This is a genomic window from Aquabacterium lacunae (genome assembly GCF_004310865.1).
In the GTDB taxonomy this organism is placed as follows: Bacteria; Pseudomonadota; Gammaproteobacteria; order Burkholderiales; family Burkholderiaceae_C; genus Aquabacterium; species Aquabacterium lacunae.
In genome coordinates, this window is the sequence record NZ_SIXI01000004.1 from 51,085 (window position 1) to 66,633 (window position 15,549).

The following is a 15,549-nucleotide window of genomic DNA, read 5'->3' on the forward strand; positions in this document are numbered from 1 at the left end:
CTTACTGCTTGCCGAAAATCTGCTCTTCCAGCACGGCCAGCACCTTGGTCTCATCGACCAGGGTGTTGCGCACCACCGCGCACTCCTGGCGGATCTCGGCGTCGGTGGCCAACTTGAGCTTCTTGTGGATGGGCGCAGTGGCTTCAGGCTCGACCTGTCGGGTCTCCGTGCGAGCGATGACGGCGGGCATGCGCTCACGCAGATCGGCCGGCACCTTCGGACTGGCCGCCATTCGGCGCATGAAAACCAGCTTCGCTTGGAGCAGTTTCTCAATGCCAGCAGCCTGATCAAGACCTCGAGCGCGACAGTACTGGTTGATCGCCATCATGCCGGCGTGATGGTAGAGCGCGTCGAGCTCGCTCCTCTGGAGCTCGGGCGCAGCCGAGACAACCGCCGACGCAGCTGGGGCTGCGGGCTTGACGAGTTCAGCGGCATGGGCGCCAGTGGCCCCAAAAGCCAAAGTGGCCAGGGAAAGGCAAGTCAGTGTGCTTCGGATCATGGCGTTGGTGGACAAACGGCGAACAACAGAGGCATGGCAAGAGCGCCGCGTCTGGCGTTTGACTTTGACAGATCCGCACGTGCCCCAACGGCCCGGAAAACCCGAATGCCCGCGCCCCGTGTTCAGGGGGCCGTTACCATCACGTCCGCGCCCTTTCGGGCCATCTGACCATTCAAACACCCACAGACACCCCATCGGTGTTTCGGAGGACCCCTGTGAGCAGTTTCGAGGCAGCACAGCGCCGGCAGGCGCTGATCGCCATGGCCATCACCCCCTGGTTGCTGGCCCCCACGGCAGGAAAGGCCACCAGCACGCCCTTCCCCCGCACGCTGGAAGCGGGCGAAACGCCCTTGCGCCTGAACGGCTTCGGCACCCGCTACCGCTTCACCTTCAAGGTGTATGACCTGGCGCTGTACACGCCGCGCAAAGTGGGCTCGGTGGCCGAGTTGCTGGCGCTGCCGGGCCCCAAGCGGCTGGAGTTCATCGCCCGGCGCGAACTGTCGGGCACGGAGCTGGGCCGGCTCTTCCTCAAGGGCATGGCGGAAAATGCGAGCGCCGACCAGATGAACCGGCACACGCCGGCCACAGGCCGCCTCATTCAGGTGTTCTCGGGCAAGCCCAAGCTCATGCCGGGCGACGACTTCAGCATGGTGTTCGAGCCCGGCAAAGGCACCACCTTCTTCATCGAAGGCAAGGCACAAGGGGCCCCTGTGGGCAACGACGAGTTCTTCACCATGATCCTGCGCATCTGGTTCGGCGATGCACCGGTCGACCGCCTGCTGCGCGATGCCCTGCTCGATCGCTCACGCGCCGCCACCGACCCCACGCTGGCCACCGACTGAGGCGCGCAGGGCACGGCCGGCCGGGCAGCGCCTCGGCTTGCCCTTAAACTCGGTGTTTTCCAAGGCCGCCTGTCATGTCTGCTGTCTCTTCTTCAGGGAACCCGTCTGCGCTGTTCGACCTCAAGAGCGCTTCGCTCACGCTGGTCTCGTTCGTGCTTCGCACCGGCAACATCCCGGCCCTGGAAAAGGCCATGGAAGAGCGTTTCGCCGACACGCCCGACTTCTTCAGCCATGACCCGGTGGTGATCGACCTGACCCCGCTGGGCAGCCTGAACACGGCCCCTGATTTCCCCGCCCTGATCGCCCTGCTGCAGCGCTACAAGCTCAAGCCCGTGGCCGTGCGCGGTGGCAGCAGCAAGCAACTCGATGCCGCCGCCGCCGTGGGCCTGGGCGAAGCCCCCGACAGCCAGGCCGCGCCGGCCCGCACCGAAACCGTGGTGCAGGAAGTGGTGCGCGAGGTGGTGCGTGAAGTGCAGGTGCCTGTGGAAGTGCGCGTGGAAGTGCCCACCGCCGCCAAGACCGTGATCGTCGACAAGCCCTTGCGTTCGGGCCAGCAGGTCTACGCCAAGGGCGCCGACCTGGTCGTCATGGCGGCCGTGAACAACGGCGCCGAAGTGATCGCCGACGGCTCCATCCACATCTACGCGCCGCTGCGAGGCAAGGCCATTGCCGGCGCCAAGGGCAACACCGAGGCCCGCATCTTCTGCATGGGCCTGTCGCCCGAACTGATTTCGATTGCCGGCACCTACCGCACGACCGAGAACCCGCTGCCCGACAGCGTGGCCGGCAAACCGGCGCAGGTGCGGCTGGACGGCGAGCGCCTCGTGTTCGAGCCGCTCGACCTCTGACCCCCTTCATTCTGACCAGATCCAACCCCTTCGAAAGGACCGCCATCCATGGCCAAGATCATCGTGGTGACCTCCGGCAAAGGTGGCGTCGGCAAGACGACCACCAGCGCCAGCTTTGCTTCGGGCCTGGCCCTTCGCGGCCACAAGACCGCCGTCATCGACTTCGACGTGGGCTTGCGCAACCTCGACCTGATCATGGGCTGCGAACGCCGCGTGGTCTATGACCTGATCAACGTGATCCACGGCGAGGCCAACCTGAACCAGGCCCTGATCAAGGACAAGCAGTGCGAGAACCTGTTCATCCTGGCCGCCTCGCAGACGCGTGACAAGGAAGCCCTGACGCAAGATGGCGTCGAGCGCGTGCTGAAAGAGCTGGGCGAGATGGGCTTCGAGTACGTGATCTGCGACTCGCCGGCCGGCATCGAAACCGGGGCCCTGATGGCCATGCACTTTGCCGACGAAGCCATCGTGGTGACCAACCCGGAAGTGTCGTCGGTGCGCGACTCCGACCGCATCCTGGGCATGCTCAGCAGCAAGACCAAGCGTGCACAAGACGGTGGCGAGCCCATCAAGGAACACCTGCTGATCACCCGCTACAACCCCAACCGGGTCGAGGGTGGCCAGATGCTGTCGCTCGACGACGTGTACGACATCCTCAAGGTCAAGCTGATCGGCGTGATCCCCGAGTCGGAAAGCGTGCTGAACGCCTCCAACCAGGGCATCCCGGCCATCCACATGAAGGGCACCGATGTGGCCGAGGCCTACAGCGACGTGATCGACCGCTTCCTGGGCCAGGACAAGCCACTGCGCTTCATCGAGGCTGAAAAACCCGGGTTCTTCAAGCGACTGTTCGGAGGCAAGTGAACGCCATGGGATTCCTTTCCTTCTTCCTCGGGGAAAAGAAGCAGACGGCCTCGGTGGCCAAGGAGCGCCTGCAACTGATCCTCGCGCACGAGCGCAATGGCCGCTCGGCCAGCCCCAACTACCTGCCCGACCTGCAACGCGAGCTGGTGGCCGTGATCTCGAAGTACGTGGCCATCAACCCGGACGACATCAAGGTGTCGATGGAACGCCAGGACAACCTGGAAGTGCTCGAGGTCAAGATCGAGCTGCCAGACAACAAGTCCTGAGCACCGCAGCGGGTTGGTCATGAACTTGCGCATGTTGCAGTGCACAATGGCTTCAGTGCCCCACAAACGGGGCTTTGAACAGGGGCTGGCAACATGCGTTACGTGGTCTTCAATCAGAAAGGCGGGGTGGGCAAGTCCACCATCGCCTGCAACCTGGCCGCCATCAGCGCGCAGCAAGGCCTGCGCACGCTGCTGGTGGACCTGGACACCCAGGGCAATTCGTCGCATTACCTGCTGGGTGATTCGCTGGGCGATGACACGCCCACCGCGGCGGACTTCTTCGACCAGAGCCTGAAGTTCACGGCCCGCCCCAAGGACACCACCGAGTTCATCGTGGGCAGCCCCTGGGCGAACCTGTCGGTCATGCCCTCCAGCCCGGCGCTCGACGAGCTGCACGTGAAGCTGGAAAGCCGCCACAAGATCTACAAGCTGCGCGAGGCGCTGGAAGCCCTGGCCGACGACTTCGACCGCATCTACATCGACACGCCGCCTGCGCTGAACTTCTACACGCGATCGGCCCTGATCGCAGCACAGGGCTGCCTGATCCCGTTTGACTGCGATGATTTCTCGCGCCGCGCGCTGTACACGCTGCTGGAGAACGTGCAGGAGATCCAGGCCGACCACAACGACGAGCTGAAGGTCTCGGGCATCGTGGTGAACCAGTTCCAGGCCCGCGCCAGCCTGCCGCAGCAGCTGGTGCAGGAGCTGATCGACGAAGGCCTGCCGGTGCTGCAGCCCTACCTGAGCGCCTCGGTCAAGGTGAAGGAATCACACCAGCTGTCGCGGCCGATGGTGCACCTCGACGCCCGGCACAAGCTCACCCAGGAGCTGCTGGCGCTGCACAACGCCCTCTGACACCAGCAGGTCTTCGACCAGCTCCTGCACCAGCGCCCGCTGCGAGGGCGTGAGGTGCAGGCCCAGCTTGGTGCGGCGCCACAGCACGTCGTCGCCATGGCGGGCCCATTCGTGGCGCACCAGATGGCGCAGCTCGGCCTGGTACAGGCCGGGCACTTCGGTGGGGCCCAGCTCCGACAGGCTGCGGGCCTTGCCCACCACCTGGTCGATGGCCGTGCCATAGGTGTGGGCCCATCGCTGCAGCACCGGCGCAGGCAACCACGGCCACTGCGCCTGCAGGCGGGCCACCCAGGCCTGCATGCCCTGGTCAGGCCCGGTGGGCCGACGGCCCGTGTGCTGGGCCAGGCGTGCGGCCACGTCACCACCGGGCAGTGTGCTGTGGGCCGTCCAGGCACGGGCGGTGTGCCCCAGCAGGCCACACAACTGGTCTGCGGCCTGCTCGGCCAGCTTGCGGTAGGTGGTGATCTTGCCGCCCCACACGGTCATCACGGGGGTGCCACTGGCGCCATCGGTTTCGAGCAGGTAGTCACGCGTCACGGCGCTGGCGTTGGCGCTGGCGTCTTCCAGCAAGGGGCGCACGCCCGCGTAGCTCCAGCACACGTGGCCGGGCAGCACGGGCTGCTTGAAGTAGCGGCTGGCCTGCTCGCACAGGTAGCGCACTTCGTCTTCGGCGATGCGGGCCTGGTCGGGCACCGACGGGATCTCGACATCGGTGGTGCCGATGAGGGTGAAGCGCTGCTCGTAGGGGATGGCGAACACGATGCGGCCATCGGGCGCCTGGAAGATGTAGGCGTGCTGGTGGTCGAACAGGCGTGGCACCACGATGTGGCTGCCCTTGACCAGGCGCAGGCTGTGGGCCGACCGCACGCCGGTGCAATCGTTCAGGAACTGCGCCGCCCAGGGGCCGGCCGCATTGACCAGAGCGCGGCAACGCACGGTGCGGCTGGCGCCACCCTGCTCGGGCGACTGCTGCAACTGCACCGTCCAGCCGCCGTGTTCGCGAACGGCCGACACCACCCGGGTGCGCGTGAGCACCTGCGCGCCACGGGCCTGGGCGTCTTGCGCGTTCAGCACCACCAGGCGGGCGTCATCGACCCAGCCGTCAGAGTACACAAAGCCCTGGGTGTAGCCGGCCTTCAGCGGCGCCCCCAGCGGGTGGCCTTGCAGCTTCAGCCCGCGCGAACCGGGCAGGAATTCGCGCGTGGCCAGGTGGTCGTACAGGAACAGACCCAGGCGGATCATCCAGGCCGGGCGCAGGTGGTCGTCGTGCGGCAGCACGAAACGCAGCGGCCGCATGATGTGCGGCGCGCTGCGCAGCAGGGTTTCACGCTCCTGAAGCGCCTTGCGAACCAGGCCGAACTCACGGTGCTCCAGGTAGCGAAGCCCGCCATGGATCAGCTTGGTCGATGACGACGAGGTGTGCGAGGCCAGGTCGTCTTTCTCGGCCAGGATCACGCTGAGGCCCCGCCCCGCCAGGTCGCGCGCAATGCCCACGCCATTGATGCCGCCGCCCACCACCAGCACGGCACAATCGGCGACGTTCGGGTTCGTTTGTGTGTGTGTTGCGCTCATGAACTGCTCCATTGCGCGTGAATCTGCGCGTTACCCGCCTGATTCATCGCTCTTCGGATTCCTTTTTGACCATTTTAGTTCGATTTATTTCTTTTGCGCTCGCTTATGATCGCTTTCGCGCATTCTCGCGCACGATCTGTACGCTGACTGCTCTCGCCCATGAACCTCTCGCCCCGTCAATCGCAGCTGCTGGAGCTGGTCCGCACCCATGGCACCTTGGGTATCGACCGCCTGGCCGAAACCCTGAACGTGACGCTGCAGACCGTGCGCCGTGACGTGACCGCGCTGGCCGAGGCGCAACTGCTGCAGCGCTACCACGGCGGCGTGCGGGTGCCTTCCAGCACCACCGAGAACCTGGCCTACCAGCAGCGGCAGGCCCTGAACGCGGCCGGCAAGCAGCGCCTGGCGCGCGCCGTGGCCCAGGCCATTCCCAACCACTGCTCGCTGCTGATCAACCTGGGCACCACCACCGAGGCCATCGCGCACGAGTTGCGGCAGCACCAGGGCCTGCGCGTGATCACCAACAACCTGCAGGTGGCCCGCACCCTGGCCGGCGCGCCGGGCTGCGAGGTGATCGTGGCCGGGGGCGTGATGCGCCCGCACGATTTCGGCATCGTGGGCGAGACCACGGTCGATTTCATCCGGCAGTTCCGGGTCGACATCGGCCTGATCGGCATTTCCGGCATCGAGGCCGACGGCAGCCTGCGCGATTTCGACCTGCGCGAGGTGAAGGTGGCCCAGGCCCTGATCGAGCACAGCCGCCAGGTGTGGCTGGCCGCCGACCACAGCAAGTTCAACCGCCCGGCCATGGTCGAACTGGCGCGCCTGGAGCAGGTGGACCGCCTGTTCACCGACGCACCGCCACCCGCCCCGTTCGACACCCTGCTGCAAGACGCCGGCATCGACGTGGTGGTGGCCTGAAGCCGCTGCCCCCTGCCCCTCCTGCCCGACATCCACAAGCCCCCCCCCCTGAGGAGACCCCATGGCCCACCTGCTCGCCCTTGACCAGGGCACCTCCAGCTCACGCGCCATCGTGTTCAATGCCCAGGGCCAGCCGGTCACGGTGGCCCAGCGCGAATTCACGCAACACTTCCCCCGGCCGGGCTGGGTGGAACACGACGCCACCGAGATCTGGCACACGCAGCTGGCCGTGGCCCGCGAGGCCCTGAAGCAGGCCGGGTTGTCGGCGCACCAGGTGCACGCCATCGGCATCACCAACCAGCGCGAAACCACCGTGCTGTGGGAGCGCGCCACGGGCCGCCCGCTGGGCCACGCCATCGTGTGGCAAGACCGCCGGGGCGAGGCCCTGTGCCAGCGCCTGCGCGAGGCTGGCCACGCCGAGCTGATCCGCCAGCGCACGGGCCTGGTGGTCGATGCGTACTTCTCGGCCACCAAGCTGGCCTGGATGCTGGAGCACATTCCGGGTGCACGGCAGCGGGCCCAGTCGGGCGAGCTGGCCTTCGGCACCATCGACAGCTGGCTGCTGTGGCAGCTCACGGGCGGCACCACGGCAGCCGGCGCCGTGCACGCCACCGACGTGAGCAATGCCTCGCGCACCATGCTGTTCAACATCGAGCGCCAGTGCTGGGACGACGAGCTGCTGGCGCTGTTCGACATCCCGCGCAGCCTGCTGCCCGAGGTTCAGGCCTCGGCCCATCGGTTCGGGCAGACCTCGGCCGACGTGCTGGGCGCGCCCATCACCATCGGCGCGCTGGCCGGTGACCAGCAAAGCGCGCTGTTTGGCCAAGCCTGCTTCACGCCAGGCCTGGTCAAGAACACCTATGGCACAGGCTGCTTCATGCTGATGCACACGGGTGCGCAACGCTGCCCGTCGCAGAACGGGCTGATCACCACGCTGGCCGCCACCCCCCTGGCACCCGCACTCGGCACGCCCGCATTCGCTCAGGAAGGCAGCGTGTTCATTGGCGGGGCGGTGGTGCAATGGCTGCGCGACGGCCTGCAGGCCATCGAAGGCAGCCACCAGGTCGAACAGCTGGCGCTGAACGTGCCCGATGCGGGCGGCGTGTTCTTCGTGCCCAGCTTCACGGGCATGGGCGCTCCCTACTGGAAGCCGCACGCCACGGGCGCCATCCTGGGCCTGACACGCGGCACCACGGTGGCCCACATTGCGCGCGCCGCCCTGGAAAGCATCGCCTTTCAAAGCGCGGCCCTGCTGCAGGCCATGGGGCAGGACCTGGCCGCGGCCGGGGGCCAGCCCGTGAGCGAGTTGCGGGTCGATGGCGGCGCCTGCCGCAACGACCTGCTCATGCAGTTCCAGGCCGACCTGCTGGGCATCCCGGTGGTGCGCCCGGCCGTGACCGAGACCACGGCCCTGGGCGCCGCCTACCTGGCCGGCATCGCCACCGGCCTTTACGCGGGCACCGACGAGCTCAGCGCCCTGTGGCGGGCCGAGCGCCGCTTCCTGCCCACCCTGCCCCGCGAGGAGGCGGCCCAGAAAATGGCCGCCTGGCACGCAGCCGTCACGAGGGTGGTGGCCTGAGGCCGGGTGTTCCTGGGGTGACAGCGCGGACCAGCGGGCTAAGATGACCAACCGATTCTCATGCCACGCGACGCATTCAAGCGTGCGTGTCCCTCACAACACCAGGAGCCCTCATGCCCGCCTTGTTCCGTCACCTCGCCCTGCCCTTGTCTGTCGCCTCGCTGCTGGTGGTCGGCATGCCCCACGCTCAGGCAGCCTTGCCCACCACGGTGGGCGCCATCCAGGTCAGCATTGGCGGCATCGGCCCCGGCGTGGACCAGACGGCCTTCAAGAAGGTCAAGCTGCTGATCGGTGACGCCGTGTACCGAGGCACCGTCGACTATTTCGACGTGTCGGGCTATGGCAAGGAAGGCGGCTTTTCGGCCTGCATGGAAAAAGGCACCTTCGCGGCCGAGGGCAGTTTCGAGACGCTGCTCAAGGCCCTGAAGGCCGTGCGGGTCGACACCCGCACCTCTTTCTACAGCGTGGACACCGCCGAACGCTGCGTGTACCCGGTGGCGCCCGCCACTGCTCCTTGAAGCGCCAGGGCCTCAGCCGCCCAGGAAGTCACGCTTACCCACTTCAACCCCACCCTGGCGCAGCAGGTTGTAGGCCGTGGTGGCATGGAAGTACACGTTGGGGATCACGAAGGTGGTCAGGTACTGCTGCCCGGTGAACTCGAGGGTGCGGCTGGGCAAGGTCAGGGTGATGACCTTGCCTTCCGAGCCGTCGATCTGCTCCGGGCTGACACTGCGAATGAACGCCAGTGTGCGCTCGATGCGCACTTGCAGTTCAGCGAACGTGGTTTCGTTGTCGTCGAACTTCGGGTTGTCGAAGCCGGCCAGGCGGGCCACGCCCCCCTTGGCCATGTCACACGCGATCTGCACCTGCTTGACCAACGGGAACATGTCAGGGAACAGGCGCGATTGCAGGAAAGCGCTGGGGTCGATCTTGCGGGCCTCGCAATGGGCTGCGCCCTTGGCCAGCACCTGAGACAGGGCCTGCAAGGTGTTGCTCACGCCAGGCACGAAAGCTTGGTACATCGACAGGGGCTGAGTCATCCGGAAGTCTCCGCAGGTTGGGGTGTGGAGCGCAAGCCTACCGGATCTGCGCGCAGGCGTCAGACCGCGTCCAGGATGTCCCGCAATTCGTCTTCCCAGGTGGCCAGCTCCTGCTCGCCCACGAACAGCCAGTTCAGTGCGGCCTCGCCATGCTGCAGCCATTCGGCGTCGTCGGGGAGGCCCTCGTGGCGGCGCATCAGGCGTTCGGCCACCAGGCCCGCGGCGATCAGGTTGATCACGTCGGCATCGGCGGCTTCGCCCTTGCGCAGCAGGTCCAGGTCATGGTGCAGTCGGATGGCCGACGACACCAGCGGCGAGAGCTTCCACACCTTGGCCACCAGGGCGCCCACCACGGCGTGGTCGGTCTTGTGGTTGGCGTTCTCGGTGGCGATGAAGGGCCGGTCGATGCGGGCCGCGGCCTCCACCAGCGTACCGGCATAGCCCTTGACGCTTTGCAGCATCACCGGGAAGCCCACATGGCAGAACAGCCCGTAGGTCTGGGCCACATCGGCATGGATGCCCGGCATGGCCCTGGACAGGTACACCATGGCGGCCGAGCGTTTGGCCGAACGCTCCCAGAAGCGTTGCATGCTGGGGTTGCTGGGCACCTTGATGGCCCCGGCCGCCAGGAAGCGGGTCATGAGGGCGGCACTCTCGTCCAGGCCCAGCACGTTCAAGGCAGTCCCCAGCGTCTGCACGGGCAGTGTCTGGGCGTACACCGGGCTGTTGGCTGCCTTGATGAGGGTGGCCGACATGGCCACGTCCGACGTGGCAATGCGGGCCACCTCGTTCAGGTCGGGTTCGGCGTGCGACAGGGCTTCGCGCAGGCGCACCAGCAACTCGGGGCATGGCGGGATCTGCAAGGACTGCAGCGTGGCGCTCTTGCGGGCCTGCTCCAGCTCGGTCTGCACAGCGTCCAGTCGGGAAGGGGCCACAGCCTCGGTCATCTTGCGCGTTCCTGTCGGGTCTCTACCGGAGACTTATCGACAGGTGCTGGACAAGCTTGAGGGCGCCGCCTGGCCTCACGGTGCCACTGCGCGCTTCAGGCGGAGGCGCTGCCCCAGTGGGGTCATCGTGAAATTCATCACTTCCTGGGCCGGTTGGCCGTCGGGGGTGTCCACGCTGTCGATGTCGAAATGGGCCAGCAGCATGCCCAGGCACAGCTTCATTTCGACCATGGCCAGGTAACGGCCCGGGCACACGCGAGGGCCCGCGCCGAACGGAATGGACACGCGCTTGACACTGGCCTGCCCTTGCTGGGCGGCGGTGTCTTCTTCCAGCCAGCGCTCGGGACGGAACTCGCGGGCGGCCTCGAAGCAGGCCTCGCTCAGGCTGTCATGGCGCGACACGCACCACACCATGGTGCCGGCATCGACCTGAACCCCGGCCACCACCTGGGGCTTGAGGGCTTCCAGCATGCGGAAAGGTGCCACCGGTTTGAGGCGCATGGCCTCGTTGATGCAGGCGTCGAGGTAGTGCAGCTCACCCACACCGTCCATGGTCAAGGCCTCGAAGGGCAGCACCACGCGGCGCGCTTCTTCCACGGCCTTGCGCAGGGCCTGGGGCTGACGCCACAGGAGGTCCAGCAGCCAGGCCATGGTGTTGGCCGTGGTGTCTTCACCGGCCAGCAGCATGGTGAACACATTGCCCACCACGTCGTCTTCGGTCATGCCGCTGTCGGGCGCTTCCGAGGCCACGATCAAGGCTTCGATCAGGTTGGGTGGCTGGGCGCGGCGGGTGGGGTCGGCCGCCAGCCGGGCCCGGGCCTCGCGCATGAAATGCTCGATGGCCTGCACCACCTCGTGCACGCTGCGTTCGAGCACGCGGTCTTCTTCGGTCTTGAAGTAATGCCACACCGGGAAGATGCTGTTCAGGCGCTTGAACAGCATGGGGAAGATGCGGTCCATGTGCTGCTGGAGGATGTCGCCTTCGGCCTCGATGGTGTTGGTCTCCTGTCCGAAGGCCAGCCCAGTGATCACGTCCACCGTGAAGCGCATCAGGTCGGCCTGCAGCGGCACGGGCTGCCCGCTGGCCACCGCCTTGTCCAGCCGGCCGCGGAAACGCTCGGCCACCCGCTTGAGCTGAGGGAAGTACGCGCGGATGTGGGTGGGTGAAAACGCCGCCATGACCATGCGACGCTGCCGCTGCCAGTGCTCGCCCTCGGCCACGAACAGGCCTGGCGCCATGCCCAGCTCGCCGATGATGCGCGCCAGCCCCGAGGGGCGGCGAAAGCCTTCGGGCCGGTCGCGCATGGCGTTCGAGATGGCTTCATGGCTGCTGACCACCAGCACCTCGCGCTTGCCCAGCCTCATGCGGAAGGCCTCACCGTACTGCGCGGCCCAGCGCTCGATGTCGAGGTGGATGCGCGAGCGGTCCAGCTGCAGGGCATTGCCCACCACCGGCCAGGGCCGTGGGCCAGGCAGGTCTTTCAGGTGGCGCACCGAGGCGGCACTTCCGAGGGTCGAGGCTGTGGTCATGAGGGTTCTCCGCAAGCATTGAATGATCCCACGACACGAAACACCCTCTCGCCAGTGCGCCCCGGGCTTGCGGGTCAGGCATTCACCAATGCCCGACTGAAAGGTGTGCCGGGCCGCAGGCTGGGTACACTGCGCGCCGTGAACATCCTGCTTGCGCCCATGGAGGGCCTGCTGGACTGCTCGCTCCGCGACGCCCTGACCCGTGTGGGGGGCGTTTCGCGCTGTGTCTCCGAATTCATCCGGATCACCGACACCCTGTTGCCTGAGCGGGCATTCAAGCGCATCGTGCCTGAACTGAACCACGGCGGCCGCACCCCGGCCGGCGTGCCTGTGCGCGCCCAGTTGCTGGGCTCGGACGTGGCCTGCATGGCCGACAACGCGGCCAAGCTGGCCGGCCTGGGCCCCGAGGGCATCGACCTGAACTTCGGCTGTCCGGCCAAGGTGGTGAACCGCCACGGCGGTGGCGCCGCCCTGCTGCAAACGCCCGAGCTGATCCATGACATCGTGCTGGCCGTGCGCCGCGCCGTGCCGGCCCATGTGCCGGTATCGGCCAAGATGCGGCTGGGCTTTCACGACGACAGCCTGGCCGAGACCTGCGCCCAGGCCATCGAGGCCGGTGGTGCCAGCGAGCTGGTGGTGCACGCCCGCACCCGGGCCGATGGCTACCGCCCCCCGGCCTACTGGGACCGCATCGCCGACATCCGCCAGGCCGTGCGCCTGCCCGTGGTGGCCAACGGCGAGATCTGGACCGTGAGCGACGCCCGCCGCTGCCTGCGCGAAAGTGGCTGCACCGACCTGATGCTGGGGCGCGGCATCGTGGCCGACCCGGGCCTGGCCCTGGCCATCCGTGCGCAGGCCCTGGCCTTGCCCGGCGATGCGCCCCTGAACGACCAGCCTGCCGTGCCCTGGGGCGAGGTGGTCCCGCTGCTGCAGCTGTACTGGCAGCTGGTGCTGCCGCGGGTGGTGCCCAAGCACCGGGCTGGCCGCATCAAGCAGTGGCTGAACTACCTGCGCCGCACCTACCCCGAGGCCGAGGCCGCCTACATGGACTGCCGCACCCTGCGCGACAGCCGGGACATGCAGGTCTGGCTGCAAGGGCTTGGCGGGCTGGACGGGCTGGGCACGGCCGAGCACCCGGCGCAGCTGGCCTGAAAGGCGCAGCTCGCGTACCATGGCGGGTTAGTTTCCAGATTCCCGCACCGCCCATGGCCATCCAGTGGTTCCCCGGTCACATGCACGTGACCCAGAAAGCCATCAAAGAACGCATCAAGGACATCGATGTCGTCATTGAATTGCTGGACGCGCGCCTGCCCGGCGCCAGCCGCAACCCCCTGCTCGACCAGATCACGGGCCACCGGCTGCGCCTGAAGGTGCTCAACAAGCAGGACCTGGCCGACCCCGAGCGCACCGAGGCCTGGCTGGCCCACTACAACGGCCTGAAAGACACCCGCGCCATCGCGCTGGACGCCAGCGACAAGGCCCCGGCGCAGCGCCTGATCAAAGCCTGCCGCGAACTCGCGCCGCACCGCAGCGGCATGGACAAGCCCTTGCGCGTGCTGATCTGCGGCATCCCCAACGTGGGCAAGTCCACCCTGATGAACACGCTGGTGGGCCGCAAGGCCGCCAAGACGGGTGACGAGGCCGGTGTCACGCGCATGGAGCAGCGCATCAACCTGGCCAGTGACTTCTACCTGTTCGACACCCCGGGCATGCTGTGGCCCAAGCTGACGGTGGAAAAAGGTGGCTACCACCTGGCCGCCAGTGGCGCCGTGGGCCGCAACGCCTACGACGAAGAAGAGGTGGCCCTGGAGTTGCTGCAATCGCTCAAGGGCCCCTACCCCCACTTGCTGCAGGCCCGCTACAAGCTCGACCCGAGCCTGGACATTGCACAGGCCCACGAAGACACGCTGCTGGAGGCCATCGGGCGCAAGCGCGGCGCCGTGATCGGTGGCAACCGCGTGAACACCACCAAGGCCGCCGAAGTGGTGCTCAATGATTTCAGGCAGAACCTGCTGGGCCGCGTCACGCTGGAAACGCCCGAGCAGTTCGCGCAGTGGCAGGCCGAGGCCGATGCCCGCGAGGCTGCCCTGCAGAAAGTGCGCGAAGAAAAGGCCAAGGGCCGCAAACGCAGCTTCCGCGGTGAACGCGAAAGCTGGGAGCAGCCCGGCCAGGGCCCTGAAAGCGCCGACAGTGAAGACGGCACAGACAGCGAGCAGGCCTGATCAGCCCTCGCCCAGCCTGAAGGCGTGCACCGAGCTGACCAGCCGGTGCGACTGGCCCTTCAGGCTCTCGGCGGCGGCCGCCGACTGCTCCACCAGCGCCGCGTTCTGCTGCGTGACCTCGTCGAGCTGGCCCACCGCCTGCGACACCTGCGAAATGCCCGTCGATTGCTCGTGCGTGGAATGGCTGATCTCTTCGATCAGCTCCGAGACACGGCGCACCTGGGTCACGATCTCTTCCATGGTGTGCCCCGCATCCGACACCAGGCGCGAGCCGTTGTCCACCTTCTCCACCGAGTTGTGGATCAGCTGCTTGATCTCGCGGGCGGCATCGGCACTGCGGCGCGCCAGGCTGCGCACTTCGCCTGCCACCACGGCGAATCCACGGCCCTGCTCGCCCGCACGGGCAGCCTCCACTGCCGCGTTCAGCGCCAGGATGTTGGTCTGAAACGCGATGCCGTCGATCACGCCGATGATGTCGTTGATCTTGCGGCTGGCCTCTGAAATTTCGCCCATGGTGCCCACCACGTGCGACACGAGTTCGCCGCCGCGGCTGGCCACGTCACGAGCCTGCGAGGCCAGCTGGTTGGCTTGCAAGGCGGCTTCGGCGTTGTGGTTCACGCTGCTGGTGAGCTGCTCCATCGACGCGGCGGTCTGCTGCAGGTTGCTGGCCTGGGTTTCGGTGCGGTGACTGAGGTCGGAGTTGCCCAGGGCGATCTCGTCGGCGCCGGTGGCAATGGCCTCGCCCGCCTGGCGCACATCGCCCACCAGGGTGCGCAGGTGCTCGTTCATGTCACGCAGGGCATTGAGCAGCTCGCCAATCTCATCCTGTCGCTTCACATCGATGCGCGAGGTCAGGTCTCCTGCGGCCACCGTGCGCGCCACCCGTGTCGCCTCGGCAATCGGCACCAGAATGCCCTGCCGCAAGGCCCGAGAAAACAGCACCAGCGCCACCACACTGGCCAAGGAGGCCAGCCCGATCAACCACCAGGCTTGACGGGCTGCGGCCATCGATTCTTCGCTGAGGTGCTGGGCCCGCGTCTCCAGACCTTCCCCCAGGGCCTCCATCGGGTCTTCCAGCTCGGCGTAAGCGCTCTGAAACGCCGGCAACAGCGACGCGACCTGGTCAGGCTGGCTCAGCGCGGTGTCCAGCACCTTTTGCGCAGCACCCAGATAGGCTTCCAGCCGTGGTTTGACGGCCTCGACCGACTTCAGGTGCTCAGGCGGCAAAGACAAGGCCAGCTGCCCTTGGATGGACTCACGGAATGAGGCTGCATGCTCATCGAATTCAGCCCGGATGGCCTTGAACTCTGTGGTCTCCTGCTGAGTGCCGGCCAGGACGGCCCGCAAGGCATCCCCCCGCACAGCGTCGTGCATCATGTCGGCCTGCATCTGCAGGCGCAAGGCCGTGGTGTTCTCGGCCATCTGGCTGGACACGGCCGATTCACGCTGTGCGGCCACCAGCCCCACGGCACCGACAGTCAGCACGAACACGATGGCCATCACGCTGAAGCTCATCAGGCGATGCTTGATGGAAAGTTGCATGGGCAAGCCTCCCGGTTGATTC

At 67.0% G+C, this 15,549-nt stretch carries 16 protein-coding genes; 10 read left to right on the forward strand and 6 right to left on the reverse strand.

Annotation, left to right across the window (positions count from 1 at the left end; all coding sequences use genetic code 11):
• Nucleotide 1 precedes the first annotated feature (1 nt).
• Nucleotides 2–241: a hypothetical protein gene (locus tag EYS42_RS17075; RefSeq protein WP_165456717.1), complete on the reverse strand. Its 240-nt coding sequence runs from the start codon at nucleotides 239–241 to the stop codon at nucleotides 2–4.
• Nucleotides 242–714: 473 nt separating this feature from the next.
• Between EYS42_RS17075 and EYS42_RS10140 the strand changes: the two genes are divergently transcribed.
• The 5 genes from EYS42_RS10140 to EYS42_RS10160 all read left to right on the forward strand — a co-directional run bounded on the left by EYS42_RS10140 (nucleotide 715) and on the right by EYS42_RS10160 (nucleotide 4,174).
• The gene (locus tag EYS42_RS10140; protein WP_245503596.1) at nucleotides 715–1,341 is read left to right on the forward strand and encodes a chalcone isomerase family protein; all 627 of its coding nucleotides are present in this window, start codon (nucleotides 715–717) and stop codon (nucleotides 1,339–1,341) included.
• A gap of 74 nt (nucleotides 1,342–1,415) precedes the next feature.
• Nucleotides 1,416–2,189: a septum site-determining protein MinC gene (gene minC, locus EYS42_RS10145; protein ID WP_130968058.1), complete on the forward strand. Its 774-nt coding sequence runs from the start codon at nucleotides 1,416–1,418 to the stop codon at nucleotides 2,187–2,189.
• A gap of 48 nt (nucleotides 2,190–2,237) precedes the next feature.
• Entirely contained in the window at nucleotides 2,238–3,053 is an 816-nt protein-coding gene (gene minD / locus EYS42_RS10150; protein WP_130968059.1) for a septum site-determining protein MinD, read from the forward strand.
• Between the two features lie 5 nt (nucleotides 3,054–3,058).
• The gene (gene minE, locus EYS42_RS10155) at nucleotides 3,059–3,319 is read left to right on the forward strand and encodes a cell division topological specificity factor MinE (RefSeq protein WP_130968060.1); all 261 of its coding nucleotides are present in this window, start codon (nucleotides 3,059–3,061) and stop codon (nucleotides 3,317–3,319) included.
• Nucleotides 3,320–3,412: 93 nt separating this feature from the next.
• On the forward strand, nucleotides 3,413–4,174 hold the full coding sequence (locus tag EYS42_RS10160) for a ParA family protein (RefSeq protein WP_130968061.1): 762 nt from the start codon (nucleotides 3,413–3,415) through the stop codon (nucleotides 4,172–4,174).
• Here EYS42_RS10160 and glpD read toward each other — a convergent pair.
• A complete protein-coding gene (gene glpD / locus EYS42_RS10165) occupies nucleotides 4,088–5,746 on the reverse strand; it encodes a glycerol-3-phosphate dehydrogenase (protein ID WP_130968062.1) in 1,659 nt (552 codons plus the stop codon). The genes EYS42_RS10160 and glpD overlap by 87 nt on opposite strands.
• Before the next feature lie 159 nt (nucleotides 5,747–5,905).
• On the opposite strand from glpD, the gene EYS42_RS10170 reads away from it, so the two are divergent.
• The 3 genes from EYS42_RS10170 to EYS42_RS10180 all read left to right on the forward strand — a co-directional run bounded on the left by EYS42_RS10170 (nucleotide 5,906) and on the right by EYS42_RS10180 (nucleotide 8,764).
• Nucleotides 5,906–6,667, forward strand: a complete 762-nt coding sequence (locus EYS42_RS10170) for a DeoR/GlpR family DNA-binding transcription regulator (protein WP_130968063.1) — start codon at nucleotides 5,906–5,908, stop codon at nucleotides 6,665–6,667.
• A 61-nt stretch (nucleotides 6,668–6,728) separates the two neighbouring features.
• The gene (glpK, locus tag EYS42_RS10175) at nucleotides 6,729–8,246 is read left to right on the forward strand and encodes a glycerol kinase GlpK (RefSeq protein WP_130968064.1); all 1,518 of its coding nucleotides are present in this window, start codon (nucleotides 6,729–6,731) and stop codon (nucleotides 8,244–8,246) included.
• Between the two features lie 113 nt (nucleotides 8,247–8,359).
• Nucleotides 8,360–8,764, forward strand: coding sequence for a hypothetical protein (locus tag EYS42_RS10180; RefSeq protein ID WP_130968065.1), 405 nt, complete (start codon nucleotides 8,360–8,362; stop codon nucleotides 8,762–8,764).
• Nucleotides 8,765–8,776: 12 nt separating this feature from the next.
• Here EYS42_RS10180 and EYS42_RS10185 read toward each other — a convergent pair whose 3' ends face one another.
• The 3 genes from EYS42_RS10185 to EYS42_RS10195 all read right to left on the reverse strand — a co-directional run bounded on the left by EYS42_RS10185 (nucleotide 8,777) and on the right by EYS42_RS10195 (nucleotide 11,763).
• A complete protein-coding gene (locus tag EYS42_RS10185; RefSeq protein WP_207301147.1) occupies nucleotides 8,777–9,286 on the reverse strand; it encodes a DUF1993 domain-containing protein in 510 nt (169 codons plus the stop codon).
• Between the two features lie 59 nt (nucleotides 9,287–9,345).
• Nucleotides 9,346–10,233, reverse strand: a complete 888-nt coding sequence (locus EYS42_RS10190; protein WP_130968066.1) for an HDOD domain-containing protein — start codon at nucleotides 10,231–10,233, stop codon at nucleotides 9,346–9,348.
• 75 nt (nucleotides 10,234–10,308) lie between these two features.
• Nucleotides 10,309–11,763, reverse strand: coding sequence for a cytochrome P450 (locus EYS42_RS10195; RefSeq protein ID WP_130968067.1), 1,455 nt, complete (start codon nucleotides 11,761–11,763; stop codon nucleotides 10,309–10,311).
• Between the two features lie 138 nt (nucleotides 11,764–11,901).
• Here EYS42_RS10195 and EYS42_RS10200 point away from each other — a divergent pair, with 138 nt between their 5' ends.
• Together EYS42_RS10200 and ylqF are read left to right on the forward strand one after the other, a co-directional pair.
• Entirely contained in the window at nucleotides 11,902–12,915 is a 1,014-nt protein-coding gene (locus tag EYS42_RS10200; protein WP_245503597.1) for a tRNA dihydrouridine synthase, read from the forward strand.
• A gap of 53 nt (nucleotides 12,916–12,968) precedes the next feature.
• On the forward strand, nucleotides 12,969–13,985 hold the full coding sequence (gene ylqF / locus EYS42_RS10205) for a ribosome biogenesis GTPase YlqF (RefSeq protein WP_130968068.1): 1,017 nt from the start codon (nucleotides 12,969–12,971) through the stop codon (nucleotides 13,983–13,985).
• On the opposite strand, the gene EYS42_RS10210 is transcribed toward ylqF, so the two are convergent.
• The gene (locus EYS42_RS10210; RefSeq protein WP_245503598.1) at nucleotides 13,986–15,527 is read right to left on the reverse strand and encodes a methyl-accepting chemotaxis protein; all 1,542 of its coding nucleotides are present in this window, start codon (nucleotides 15,525–15,527) and stop codon (nucleotides 13,986–13,988) included.
• Nucleotides 15,528–15,549: the final 22 nt, after the last annotated feature.